The organism is Paenibacillus sp. CFBP 13594 (assembly GCF_014842675.1).
Lineage (GTDB): Bacteria > Bacillota > Bacilli > Paenibacillales > Paenibacillaceae > Paenibacillus > Paenibacillus amylolyticus_B.
The window spans coordinates 490,147-503,948 of record NZ_JACYVQ010000002.1 but is presented as its reverse complement, the minus strand read 5'-3'; the positions used below and the strand labels follow the sequence as shown (position 1 = coordinate 503,948).

The 13,802-nt window shown below is 45.2% G+C and carries 10 protein-coding genes; all 10 read left to right on the top strand.

Annotated elements, in window-relative coordinates; genetic code table 11:
* Positions 1 to 133 precede the first annotated feature (133 nt).
* The 10 genes from IFU39_RS09735 (at position 134) to IFU39_RS09690 (ending at position 13,654) form a co-directional block, all read left to right on the top strand.
* Positions 134 to 922: an alpha/beta hydrolase gene (locus IFU39_RS09735; protein WP_192132371.1), complete on the top strand. Its 789-nt coding sequence runs from the start codon at positions 134 to 136 to the stop codon at positions 920 to 922.
* Between the two features lie 84 nt (positions 923 to 1,006).
* Positions 1,007 to 1,672, top strand: a complete 666-nt coding sequence (locus tag IFU39_RS09730) for an SGNH/GDSL hydrolase family protein (RefSeq protein ID WP_047842445.1) — start codon at positions 1,007 to 1,009, stop codon at positions 1,670 to 1,672.
* A gap of 12 nt (positions 1,673 to 1,684) precedes the next feature.
* Positions 1,685 to 2,566, top strand: coding sequence for an SMP-30/gluconolactonase/LRE family protein (locus tag IFU39_RS09725; RefSeq protein WP_192132368.1), 882 nt, complete (start codon positions 1,685 to 1,687; stop codon positions 2,564 to 2,566).
* Between the two features lie 265 nt (positions 2,567 to 2,831).
* Positions 2,832 to 3,170 (top strand): VOC family protein, encoded by a 339-nt coding sequence (locus tag IFU39_RS09720; protein WP_192132552.1) that lies wholly within the window; start codon positions 2,832 to 2,834, stop codon positions 3,168 to 3,170.
* A 319-nt stretch (positions 3,171 to 3,489) separates the two neighbouring features.
* Positions 3,490 to 6,558 (top strand): X2-like carbohydrate binding domain-containing protein, encoded by a 3,069-nt coding sequence (locus IFU39_RS09715; protein ID WP_091017362.1) that lies wholly within the window; start codon positions 3,490 to 3,492, stop codon positions 6,556 to 6,558.
* 271 nt (positions 6,559 to 6,829) lie between these two features.
* On the top strand, positions 6,830 to 8,377 hold the full coding sequence (locus IFU39_RS09710) for a response regulator transcription factor (RefSeq protein ID WP_105598182.1): 1,548 nt from the start codon (positions 6,830 to 6,832) through the stop codon (positions 8,375 to 8,377).
* Between the two features lie 18 nt (positions 8,378 to 8,395).
* Complete coding sequence (locus tag IFU39_RS09705) at positions 8,396 to 10,165, top strand: cache domain-containing sensor histidine kinase (protein WP_105598183.1); 1,770 nt, start codon at positions 8,396 to 8,398, stop codon at positions 10,163 to 10,165.
* 350 nt (positions 10,166 to 10,515) lie between these two features.
* Positions 10,516 to 11,799, top strand: a complete 1,284-nt coding sequence (locus IFU39_RS09700; protein WP_223199980.1) for an extracellular solute-binding protein — start codon at positions 10,516 to 10,518, stop codon at positions 11,797 to 11,799.
* A gap of 141 nt (positions 11,800 to 11,940) precedes the next feature.
* Positions 11,941 to 12,831, top strand: a complete 891-nt coding sequence (locus IFU39_RS09695; RefSeq protein ID WP_036610887.1) for a carbohydrate ABC transporter permease — start codon at positions 11,941 to 11,943, stop codon at positions 12,829 to 12,831.
* Positions 12,824 to 13,654 (top strand): carbohydrate ABC transporter permease, encoded by an 831-nt coding sequence (locus IFU39_RS09690; RefSeq protein ID WP_036609483.1) that lies wholly within the window; start codon positions 12,824 to 12,826, stop codon positions 13,652 to 13,654. Before IFU39_RS09695 ends, IFU39_RS09690 begins: the two co-directional genes overlap by 8 nt.
* The last annotated feature ends 148 nt before the right edge of the window (positions 13,655 to 13,802 follow it).

The window sequence follows — 13,802 nt, the reverse complement described above, 5'->3', positions numbered from 1 at the left end:
AATGAACAAAAAGTGATGCCAGGAAGGTATTGATGCGTTAGGGTCATTACCGTTATGATGGTATCGATTCCTGAGATTCGAAAACGTTTAAACGGACCCATGTATCCGTTCTATTTGGAGAGGATGATTGAAGATGACAACAACGATACCCTTATGGGATCATGCTGCACCATATGCAGCCCAGGGCCATGAAGACGAAATGCCACATTTGATTCCATTTATTCACCCTGGTTCAGAGAGCGCTGTCATTGTGTGTCCAGGTGGCGGTTATGGATTTTTGGCTGATCATGAAGGTGCTCCAATAGCTGAATTGATGAACCGTGCAGGTATAAGTGCATTTGTCCTGAAATATCGGGTGGCGCCTCACCAGCATCCTGCACCGATAACAGATGGTCAGCGTGCCATACGTTATGTTCGTGCGCATGCTGAGCAGTATGGTATCAACCCTGCCAAGATTGCAGTACTCGGTTTCTCCGCAGGCGGACATCTCACAGCAACATTGGGAACGCTATATGACGAGGGACAACCGGATCATGAGGACCTCATTGAACGCCAGAGTTCACGCCCGGACCGAGTTATTCTCTGTTATCCGGTCATTACGATGGAGTCCTATGGACATGCCGGTTCCCGTGAGAATTTGCTTGGGTCTGATGCGTCTGCCGAGCAGATCAAGGCTTTCAGTGCGGAGCAGCAGGTGAGAGCGGATGCTCCTGAAGCGTTCATCTGGCACACCAGCGCTGACCAGGCAGTGCCTGTAGAGAATAGCTTGCGTTACGCACTTGCATTGGGTGAGCATGGCATTCCCTATGATTTGCACGTTTTTGAAAAAGGTTCACATGGTCTTGGATTGGCTGAGGACAACCATGCGATTCGGGTATGGTCGGATCTGTGTCTCACATGGCTCAAGAATCAAGGCTGGTAATTTTTCTGGCCGGTATCAAGTGAACGGTCCTGACTAATCGAGTAATCCGTATATTAGCGCTTTGAAGCGAAGGAGAAAATAACGATGAAATTGCAAAAAAACGACAAGCTTTTGTTTATCGGGGATTCGATTACAGATTGCGGTCGGGAGCATCCTGTAGGTGAAGGCAGTTCAGGTCTGGGCCATGGTTACGTAGCGCAAGTGTATGCCCTCTTGCGGTCCATCTATCCGGAATTGATGTTGCGTGTCCAAAATGTGGGTAATGGTGGAAATACGATTCGTGATCTGAAACAGCGCTGGGATCGTGATGTGCTTGACCTTAAACCGGACTGGCTGACGATCATGATTGGCATTAATGATGTATGGCGTCAGTTCGACAACCCATTGTCAACAGACTCACATGTGTTTCTTGAAGAATACGAATCCACATTGCGTGAACTGGTGGCTTCGGTTCGTCCCAACCTGAAAGGTCTGGTACTAATGACGCCTTATTATCTTGAGGCCAATCCGGAAGATCCGATGCGGGCAACGATGGATATCTACGGAGAAGCGGTACGCAGGGTAGCCAGTGAGTATGATGCGGTGTATGTGGATACACAGGCTGCATTTGCTCCATTTTGGGATCATTTCTATACGTCTGTGTTGACTTATGACCGGGTACATCCAGATGCAACGGGCCATATGGTACTGTCCAAAGCATTCTTGGATGCCATCGGATTCGAATGGTCAGGCGGCGTCAAATCTGAATAAGGACGTGATGGCATGAGCGACGTAACTGTAGCAGTACAAACCCCGGCATTACTGGGGGAAGGACCAAGCTGGGATGCGGAGAACAATCGATTATTGTGGGTAGATATTGAAAGCTTTAAGGTGCATGTGTATGATCCGGCTACAGGGCAGGATCAGGCTTATGATGTCGGTGAACATGTCGGGGCTGTTGTTCCCTATCGTGGTGACGAAGTTTTGGTTGCTTTACGCAGTGGATTCCATACGTATCACTTGCATACGGGTGAGCTGCATGCCATTGAGGACCCCGAACAAGATAAGGATACCAATCGTTTTAATGATGGAAAATGTGATGCGAAGGGCCGCTTCTGGGCAGGCACGATGAGCATGAATAATGAAAGCAAAGCCGGATCGTTGTATTGTTTGGAGCAAGGGCAACCCGTTCGCACAATGGTACAAGGTGTGTCTACATCCAACGGCCTGGGCTGGAGTCCGGATCGGCAGACCATGTATTACATTGATACCCCGACACGTTCTATTGACCGGTTTGATTTTGATCTGACGGCAGGTACGATACAAAATCGGACAAGTGTCATTCACATACCGGAGGAATTCGGTTTTCCGGATGGGATGACGGTTGATGGTGAGGGCATGCTGTGGGTTGCGCACTGGGGCGGAGGAAGAGTCACTCGCTGGAACCCGCATACATCAGAACTGTTGCAACAGATCGAGGTGCCGGCAGATCAGGTAACATCCTGCTGTTTTGGTGGACCGGATCTCGAAGAGTTATACATTACAACAGCACGTATAGGGATTAAGGAAGAACGTCTGAAAGAGACACCGGATGCGGGCTCACTTTTTGTCATCAGACCGGGGGTTAAAGGGCAGGAGACTCACACTTATGGTAGCCAGAAATAAACAGGAGCCTATGTAGTGAACCTTAGTGAACTTCTGTCTTGTTTGCCAGGTAAGATACGATTTCATTTTTTAATCTTATATAAAATGTACAAAGGTGCTGCTCTAACAGCATCTTTTTTTGATTTAGATTATCGTCTGTATAGAACAAAAATAAAACGACTTTTCATTAAAGTAACGGACCAAATAGTTCCATTATGTGGTATTATTTGGATTGAAGATAAAACTCTACGGAGGACGTATTAAATATGTAGGAAAGGGTGTAATTATGAAATTAAATCATCTGAACCTAACAGTTACTGATGTTCCAGCTGCTCGCGAGTTTTTAGAGACTTATTTTGGTATGACATGTGAAGGTACGAGAGGAAACGCATTTGCAGTTATGTTTGATGATGAAGGTTTTATTCTCACCCTAATGAAGGGTAAAAACGTACTCTATCCAATGACTTTTCATATCGGATTTCCCCAACCGACCGAACAAGAGGTTGACAGGATATATAGACTTTTGAAAGACAATGGTTTTGAAGTAGACGCACCTAAGCATGCACACGGTTATACTTTTTATGTTGAAGCCCCTGGTGGATTTACTGTTGAAGTCTTGTGTTAATCTATATCCCATTGAAGTCGCTATTTTAGCGGCTTTTTTGTTGTATAAACAAGTTTAAACACTGAAAAAAATTTACAAAAATCGGAATTTCGACAGAGGGGTTTGGAGATTGCCAGCGAATGTTATTTATTGAAAGTATTATCCAGATAACCACGAATCAAGAACAATTATGTAAGCGCTTAACGATATGACTGGAAGGGGGTGAGGCTTCTTGTATCAAGGGATGCATTGATTCGTCTGGCACGCCATCATCAGCACGATGAGACAGCGGGGATAGACCGAAATGCAGTAACGAAGTAGAAGAGGAGGATAAGTTGATATGAGAACGTTTATGGGGAAATTGCGAATGATGAGCCTGACGGTTGCCGTAGTAACCGCCTCGCTGGGAGGACTTGCTGGAACAACAGCGGCGGCACCAAGTGAAGCTTATGAGTGGAAAAATGTGGTGACGGGTGCAGGAGGCGGGTTTGTACCGGGCATTATTTTCAACGAGTCGGAAAAGGATCTGATCTATGCCCGTACAGATATCGGGGGAGCCTATCGCTGGAATGCGGCTGACGAGAGGTGGATACCCTTAACGGATTTTGTCGGCTGGGATGACTGGAACAAGAATGGTGTGGACGCACTGGCTACGGACCCAGTTGATCCTGATCGGGTGTATATGGCAGTTGGGACGTATACGAATTCGTGGGACCAAAATAATGGCTCCATCTTGCGCTCTACGGACCGGGGAGATACATGGCAGACCACAACACTTCCGTTCAAAGTTGGCGGCAACATGCCGGGACGTTCAATGGGAGAACGTCTGACCGTGGACCCAAATGATAACAGTATTCTGTATTTCGGTGCACGAAGTGGTCATGGGTTATGGAAAAGTACCGATTACGGTGTGACCTGGAACGAAGTCACAAGCTTCCCGAATCCGGGAAATTATGTGCAAGATCCTTCGAATGAATATACCAGTGACATCGTAGGTCTGGCATGGATTACGTTTGACAAAACAACAGGTTCGGCAGGGCAAGCAACCCAGACCATCTATGTGGGTGTTGCGGATAAAGCTCAAAGCGTGTATCGCAGCACAAATGGCGGCCTGACCTGGTCAGCTGTTGCTGGTCAACCTACAGGTTATCTCCCGCATCATGGTGTGTTTGATTCAGACGGCAGCCTCTATATTACCTACAGCGATGGTGTTGGACCGTATGATGGGGCAAAAGGTGACGTGTGGAAACTGAATACGTCGACAGGTGTCTGGACCAACATCAGCCCTGTTCCAAGCAGCAGCACGGATAATTATTTTGGATATGGCGGATTGGCTGTTGATGCTCAGAATCCCGGTACATTGATGGTTGCGACATTGAATTCCTGGTGGCCTGATGCCACGTTGTTCCGCAGTACAGATGGCGGAGCGACGTGGACACGCATATGGGAATTTGATGGATATCCGAACCGGAAGTTACGGTATACACAGGATATTTCGGCAGCGCCATGGCTCACATTTGGTACCAATCCTGCCCCACCCGAAACAACCCCGAAACTGGGCTGGATGATCGGTGATCTGGAGATTGATCCGTTTGATTCGGATCGCATGATGTATGGAACAGGTGCTACGATCTATGGAACGAAGAATCTGACAGACTGGGATGATGATGAAAAAATCAATATTTCAGTGATGGCGAAGGGGGTTGAGGAGATTGCCGTACTGGATCTGATTAGCCCGCCAAGTGGTGCACATTTGATAAGCGGGGTGGGGGATGTCTCCGGATTCCGTCATAACAATCTGGACCAGGCGCCAGCTACCATATTTACGAGCCCGAACTATTCTTCCACAGAAAGTCTGGATTTTGCAGAGTTAAGTCCAAATACGATGGTTCGCGTAGGTAAAGCAGATTATGCTGCTGATCCAAATGCAAAATCCATTGGTTTGTCGAGTGATGGGGGGACTACGTGGTATAAGGCCAATGCAGAACCTGCCGGCACAACCGGAGGGGGGACTGTAGCCATCTCTGCGAATGGTAACCGACTCGTATGGAGCACGTCAGATAAAGGTGTACATTATTCGACTGGCGGCAATTCATGGACGGCAAGTACGGGCATACCTGCACAGGCGAAAGTGATTTCGGATCGTGTGAATCCAAACAAATTTTATGGATTTGCAGCGGGTAAAATCTATGTGAGTGTGAACGGTGGTGCTACTTTCACGGCATCATCTGCGACCGGACTTCCGATGGAAGGAAATGCCGATCTGGATGCCGTTCCAGGTGTCGAAGGCGAACTCTGGTTTGCAGGTGGTAGTGAGGAAGAAGGTCCTTATGGATTATGGCATTCCACAGATTCAGGAGCGACATTCACAAAGCTTGCCAATGTAGAGGAAGCAGATAGTATCGGATTTGGTAAAGCGGCCCCTGGGCAGAGCGTTGTTGCGTTATACACGGTTGCACAGATCGATGGAACACGTGGATTCTTCCGCTCCGATGACGGTGGTGCCAATTGGGTTCGTATCAATGATGATCAGCATCAGTATGCTCGTGTAACCACAATTACGGGTGATCCGCGTTTGTATGGAAGAGTATATCTCGGAACAAATGGCCGCGGAATTTTGTATGCTGACCGTGTTGGAGGTAACAATGGCGGGGGTACTCCAGTGACCAACTCTGCGATTACACCGGTTACAGCCGAATTTGATCGCAAAGCAGGCAATCAGGTTAATATTCCAGTCACGTTAACACTTAACGGCAATACACTTGCATCCATCCGTAACGGGAATGCAACGCTGGTTCCAGGTACAGATTACACGTTGACAGGCAATGAGGTCGTATTAAGTAAAAACTACCTGGCTTCACTGCCAAATGGCGCAGCGACGCTAACCTTTCAATTCAGTGCAGGCGACCCTGCGACCTTGAATCTGCTCATTAAAGACACGACAGCTGCACCTGTTGGAACCATACGCATTGAGATGTTTAACAGCAACACTTCAGCGACGGGCAGCTCGATTAGTCCCAAATTTAAACTGACAAACACAGGTACTACAGCCATGAATCTGTCTGATGTGAAAATCAGATACTATTACACGATAAATGGTGAACAGCCTCAGAACTTCTTCGCTGACTGGGCGACAGCTGGCAGTTCGAATGTAACAGGCACGTTCAGTGCACTCAATCCAGCTCGGACAGGTGCTGACCACGTGCTTGAGATTGGATTCACAGCTTCCGCTGGAACTCTGAGTGCAGGACAAAGCACGGAAATCCATACGCGCATCTCCAAGAACAATTGGACCAACTATACGCAAACGGATGATTATTCTTTTGCAGGTAGTCAGACTTCCTATACGGACTGGTCCAAAGTCACCGGTTATATCGCGGGAAGTCTCCAATGGGGAATTGAACCATAAGTGAGTGATTTAACGAAATAAAGGATTGAAATAGGGGTCCTGATTCGCCAGATGATCAAATGGCGAGTCGGGGCTTCTTATTTTGTCGAAATATAGTGTAAACTATAGATAGTTACCATTGCTTAAAGGAACGTTTTAGGATATAAAAAGATGTACAATTAATTTAAAATTAATGTAACCGCTAACACTGGAAAGTGTTTATAACCGATCTATAATAGTTGGTATAGCCTGTACAGATATAGAGGAAAGATTAGACAAGGGGGTCGCGATCATGAACCGGTTGTGCAAGGTGCTGATTGTTGACGATGAGTTTCTGGTAAGACAGGGCATAAAGCACCATATGAACTGGGAAGCGGAAGGATTTATCATTGTGGGTGAAGCTTCCAACGGTGAAGAAGGATTACAGCAGGTGAACCTGTTAAAACCGGATATTGTGATCACCGACATTGTCATGCCTGTCATGGATGGCGAAACGTTTGTCCGTACACTAAAAGCCAGTAATCCGCAGATTGAAGTTATTGTACTTAGCAGCTTCAGTGAATTCGAGTATGTACGTTCAACGCTTCAGCACGGGGCAGCAGATTATATACTGAAACCCAAGCTGGATACAAATGAATTATTGCAAGTCCTTCAACGCACAGCGGGTAAAATTCCCGAGCTACAGTTCGAGCCGTCGCACGATGGCTGGAGACTGGGGCAATTGATGGAGAAGATGTTGTCCGGATTTACACTGGATGAAGATAGCGAAATGCCGATCATTCGAGATACCTTTCCGTATGAATCCTTTCGCTTGCTGGTGTATAAACCCGTGGGTGCTGGAGGGAATCCGCTGAAGATGGATCAGGAACAGATTGAATCCAAGCTCCGCAGTGATCTGCCTGAAGTAGAATGTGCAATGGTTCCCGCAGAGGGTACATTACCTGTGATGCTCCTTAATGTCGATCCTGCGAGAGATGAATGGATGCTTGAACGGATCAGACAGTTGGCCAGTGAAAATGCAGCAGGAGAAGGCAGTCCTGGTTGGGTGCTTAGTGAAAGCTTTACTTCATTTGAACAGATGGGTGTTGTTTACCGGGAACGCCTGATTAAGCTGATTGAATATCGTTTCTATTATAAGGATCGACCAATCCTGGTGTATGGTGAACTGCCTCCAATGCATCCCGCAGGTTACCAGTTTAATGTGAATATGTTTTTGCAGCATGTGAAGCGTAACCGGGTCGAAGCGGCAAGGGAGTATTTACAGGATCATGCAAAAACACTTGGACGGGATTATATTGCCGATGTGTTTGAGATCAAATCATTTCTCGGTAACTTGATCTTCAACGTGACCATTACCCTCGCGGATATGGATGTCCAGTCTGCCGGGCTGGAAGAGAGCAAATATACGTATTTTAAAAATGTGGACGGGGCTTCGAGTCTGGACGAAGTCATGACTGTGCTTGACCAATTCATGACGGAAGTTCAGGAGTGCTCCGTTGGTGCGGGTGGAAAACGAAGTGATCCCAACATGAAGATGCTGCTGGATTACATGCATGAGCACTTTGATCAGCCGCTCGGGCTTGCTGAAGTAGCCAAGCACTTTCATTTTAATCCCTCGTATTTATCCAGTTATTTTTCATCTCACAAAAAAGAAGGATTTAATGAATACTTGAATAAAATCCGGATTGAAAAAGCCGAGGAACTGCTTCGATCCGATGATGTAACGATTTCTGAGATTAGCAGTATGGTAGGCTATTCCGATCATAGTTACTTTTGCAAGGTGTTCAAAAAATTCACCGGATTATCACCAAGCCGATACCGGCGCAAATTCTGGGCATAAAGTCAGAAGGATAAGATTATGAAGAAATGGATGAACCAATTATCTCGTCTCGGATTGTTTCCCAAGTTGTTTCTGGTTATGGTGGTCAGTATTGTCCTTGTTTCTGTACTCATCTTATGGACGACCATTCATATGTCAACCAATCTGTTTACTGAGACGTTCAGTATCACAAACTCCAAGGTGCTTAATCAGATCAAAACAAATTTTGAATCCTTTAATGAGGCCATTGCTGCCGTATCGAATAATGTGACGCAGAGTGGATCGATCCGAGGATTCCTGTCCGAAGGAGATGCCGATTCCCTCACGATGGCCAAATCCTTCTATAATATGAGGGAAACGATGGATCGAATTCAATCCATCACAGAATCCTACGAAGTCGGGATAACAATTATCGGGATTAATGGACGGAGCTATTCCACGAATCGTGCTCACCTTCAGTTGTCCGTGGATGAATTGAAGCAGGAGCCAATTACGATGGAAGCCGCTGAGACGCCGAGTCGTCTTATCTTTGATGTTTACCAAAACGAGGCAACGCTCGGGAGTCAGCAGATGATCTCTGCAACGAAGGCGTTGACGGACCGAACACGCAGCCGAATATACGGTACGCTCTATGTCACGATGAGAGAAGACATATTCCGGCAATTTTACAGCAGCTTTACAAGTCGTGGCAATGATGTAGTCATTATGAATGAAAAAGGTGAGATTGTATCATCGAATCGTGAAGACTGGATCGGAACAACCCAGCTGGATTTGCTATCATATGCCCGGGATATGAACAACAACTCTCCGAGAAGTATTAATGCTCGTGTGATGGATCAGGATAGCGTTGTGCTATCCGAGTATTTACCGTTCTATCGGTTTTATATTGTCAATGTAGTGGATAAGGATCTGGCGATGGGTCAACTTATCGACATGAAGACGGTTGCCCTGATCTGTGCAGCTATCGTTGTGGGGGCACTCATCCTTGTGTTTCTCATCACCAGTCAGATTACCAAGTCACTGCGCAGACTTGTGAAGCAGATGTCCAACATTACAAAAAGTGATCTGGACAACTACATTCCGGTGAGTGGAAGCTACGAGAGCAGGCAGCTTGGTCATGCTTACAATTACATGCTTGATGAACTGCATGATTATGTGGATCAGTTAGTGCAGACACAGCATGAACAACGGAACGCAGAGCTTGCGGCATTACAGAGTCAGATTAATCCTCACTTCTTGTACAATACACTTGCATCTGTCAAAGTTCTGGTGCAACAAGGCAACAAAGACAGGGCTGCGGAGACGATTAATGCATTAATTGGATTGCTGCAAAATACGATCAGTGATGTGAGTCAGACTGTTACAGTGGAACAAGAAGTCGAGAATTTGAAAAATTATGTCTTCATTAATCACGTCAGATATGGTGGTCGGATTAAAGCAGCTTTCTACGTGGCTCCGGATTGTACACACTATCATGTACCCAAACTGGTGATTCAGCCGTTTATTGAGAATGCATTTTTCCATGGATTCATCAAGAAAGAAACGGGTACGATTCATGTCATGGTTTCCAGAGCGGGAGAATCACTCATCTGTGAGATTATGGACAACGGGGATGGAATTGAAGGACTTGTCTTGGGAGAAACGTTGCCCAATCCAAAGAACAATCGTCAATTATTTAGCGGTATCGGTATTCGCAATGTACATGACCGTATTGAGTTATTATATGGTTCACCTTATGGTGTCACCATTATGAGTACGGTTGGGGAAGGAACGAGAGTCACCGTTACACTACCTTTAATCACGAGTTGAATCGAAACCCGATTCGATTAAATACACTTAAAATCGAGATCCCTCGCTTCTGTTTTATACAGAGTCGGGGGATTTTCACGTGTCAGAGGTAAAGCGTGAAATCATTTTTGTACTATTTCAAGATCAAGAAATTACAAAATCAAAAGAAATTACAAAAAACCAAATTTAATGCAAACGGTTTCTGTAAAGGTTTTCATTGTGGTGATAAGATGACAAATCCGTACAAAATTATTACTAACGAATGGAGATATGGGAATGATAAGATGAATACATCGAAAGCAACCGCTTTCAGAAAACGCAAACAAATTACACACAAAGAGGTCGAAGGGGAGTTGAATGTTTTGAAAAAAATGTGGGTATTGATGCTCGTTACAGTACTGCTGTTGTCCGCATGTTCATCCGGAGGCGGAGGTAAATCCGCTAGTGGTGGTGACGAAAAAACAAACGAAATTACGGTCTGGGCTTGGGACAAAGCTTTTAACGTAGCTGCAATGGAAACAGCAAAAGAAGCATATCAAAAAGCAAATCCTGATGTGAAAATCAACATCATTGAATACGCTCAAGCTGATATCATTCAGAAACTGAACACAGGTCTTAACTCCGGAACTGCCAGCGGTCTTCCAAACGTAGTTCTGATTGAAGACTATCGTTCACAAAGCTTCCTGAATGCATATCCTGATGCGTTCAAAGATCTGTCTTCCAGTATCACGGCTTCCGATTTTGCAGATTACAAACTCGGACCAACAGCGTTTGATGGCAAACAATACGGAGTACCATTTGACTCCGGCGTTGCTGGTTTGTACTACAGAACAGATCTGCTGGAGCAAGCTGGCTACAAAGCAGCTGACCTGCAAGACATCACTTGGGATGACTACATCCAAATTGGTAAAGACGTAAAAGCTAAAACAGGTAAAGAGCTTCTTTCTCTTGACCCGAATGACCTTGGTTTGATTCGTATGATGATCCAAACTGCAGGTAAATGGTATTCCGCAGAAGATGGTAAAACACCTGACATTGCTAATAATGCTGCTCTGAAAGAAGCGTTTATTACTTACAAAGCAATGATGGATGCCAACATTGTTAAATTGCACTCTGACTGGAGTCAATTCGTTGCGAACGCCAATAACGGTAGCGTAGCAACAATTCCTACAGGTAACTGGTTCTCACCATCTGTACGTCAAGAAGCTTCCCAATCCGGTAAATGGGCTGTAGCTCCAATGCCAAAAATGGCTGGTCAACCAAACTCTGTTCACGCATCCAACTTGGGTGGTAGCTCTTGGTATGTTATGAACAACGTTCCTGGTGCAGATCAAGCAGCTGATTTTGTAGCAAAAACATTTGGTTCTGACAAACAATTGTATCAAGATCTGTTGAACAACATCGGCGCAATTGGTACGTACAAACCAGCAGTTGATGGTGACGCGTATGCCAAAGCAGACGAGTACTTCGGCGGACAAAAAATCTTCACAGACTTTGCGAATTGGACGAAAGAAATTCCAAGCGTAAACTATGGTATCAACACATATGCCATTGAAGATATTCTGGTTGTAGAAATGCAAGCATTCCTGAACGGTAAATCAATCGATGACGTTCTGGCTGATGCACAAAAACAAGCTGAAGCACAATTAAACTAAGATACCCAAGGTAACTTATAGAACCCTAGGAAACATCGGAGCCGTCTCCCACGTCCGGCGCAAGTCGAACCGGATATGGCGAGAGGCTCCGTGGGTTCTACCCATGTTCCATGGAGAGAGAGGAGCCATACTGTGAAAGCCATGAATACAGGAGACAGTCTCCAAAAGAAAAATAATTTGACTGGATGGGCTTTTGTTTTGCTGGCTGTTGTCGGGATTGTTGCATTTTACTTCTACCCGATGATTCAAGCGCTGCTCTTATCGTTCAAGTCTGGTGTAGGAGCCAATCTTGAATTTTCGGGCCTTTCTAACTACAAAAGATTGTTAGTTGATACAACATTCCGTACAGCATTATCGAATACTTTTATCTACTTGATTATTCAAGTGCCTGTAATGATTATTCTTGGTTTGTTTATTTCCGTATTGCTGAATGACAGCACACTACGCTTCCGGAGTTTCTTCCGTACAGCGATTTTCTTGCCTTGTGTAACTTCATTGGTAGCGTACTCTGTTGTATTCAAATATTTGTTCGCACCAGATGGAATGGTGAATCAATTCCTGATGGGCTTGCACATTATTGGCGATCCAATTCAATGGATCACAGACCCGTTCTGGGCTAAAATTACGATCATAATCGCCGTTACTTGGCGTTGGACCGGATATAACATGATTTTCTATCTGTCATCCCTGCAAAACATCGATCAATCAATCTATGAAGCTGCAAGAATTGACGGAGCGAATGCTTTTACACAATTCTTCAAAATCACTGTACCTTTGCTTAAACCGATTATCCTTTTCACGTCCATCACATCAACGATTGGTACATTGCAAATCTTCGATGAGATTATGAATATTACCAAAGGTGGTCCAGGTAATGCGACCATGTCGATTTCACAATACATCTACAACCTTTCGTTCAAATATTCACCGGACTTCGGTTATGCAGCAACAGTGTCGTATTCCATCGTAATCTTGATTATTGTATTGTCCATCATCCAGTTTAAAGTGGCAGGTGATAATAAAAATGGCTAAAGCTAAAGCAAAACGGATTTTCACGTATGTGTTCCTATCCATCGTCGCCTTTGTATCCATTTTCCCTTTCTTCTGGATGCTGGTCAGTTCAACGAATGCATCTGTCGATGTAACGAAAGGCAGATTGTTACCGGGTTCAGCTTTCATTGATAACTTCAACAAACTGATTGATTCGACAAATCTGGTACAGGCTCTCGGAAACTCGGCGATTATCTCTGTAGTCTCCACTCTCTTGGCACTGTTTATTGGTTCCATGGCAGGTTATGGTTTCGAGGTATATCGCACGAAGTCTCGTGACATTGTGTTTAATATCCTGTTGTTATCCATGATGATCCCGTTTGCAGCGATCATGGTACCACTGTATCGTATGTTTGCAACAATCTCGGGAGTTGCACCGGTTATCGGAATCAACACGATGGCAGCAGTGATCCTGCCAACCATCGCAACAGCGTTCCTGATCTTTTTCTTCCGTCAGAACACCAAAATGTTCCCGAAAGACTTGCTGGAAGCTGGACGTATTGATGGTTTGAGTGAACTCGGCATCTTCTTGAAGATCTATATGCCAACCATGAAAACAACATATGCAGCGGCAGCAATCATTACATTCATGAGTAGCTGGAACAACTATCTGTGGCCACTCATTGTATTGCAAACACCTGACCAACAAACGATTCCACTGTTGATCTCAAATCTGGGTGCTGGTTATTCTCCGGATTACGGAGTAATCATGACAGCAATCGTGATTGCAACACTGCCTACAGCAATCGTTTTCTTCATCATGCAGAAACATTTTGTTGCAGGTATGGTAGGTTCCGTGAAGTAATGAAAACAGCATAATCCGTGCAAATGACGGATGCAGGAAAGAAGAGAGGGCGCTGTTATGGCGTACCTCTGTCTTTTTTGTTTATGTAAAGCAAAAGGAAATCCAGCGTAAACCTTGAATAAGTCAAACTATAACGTTTTAAAGGGAG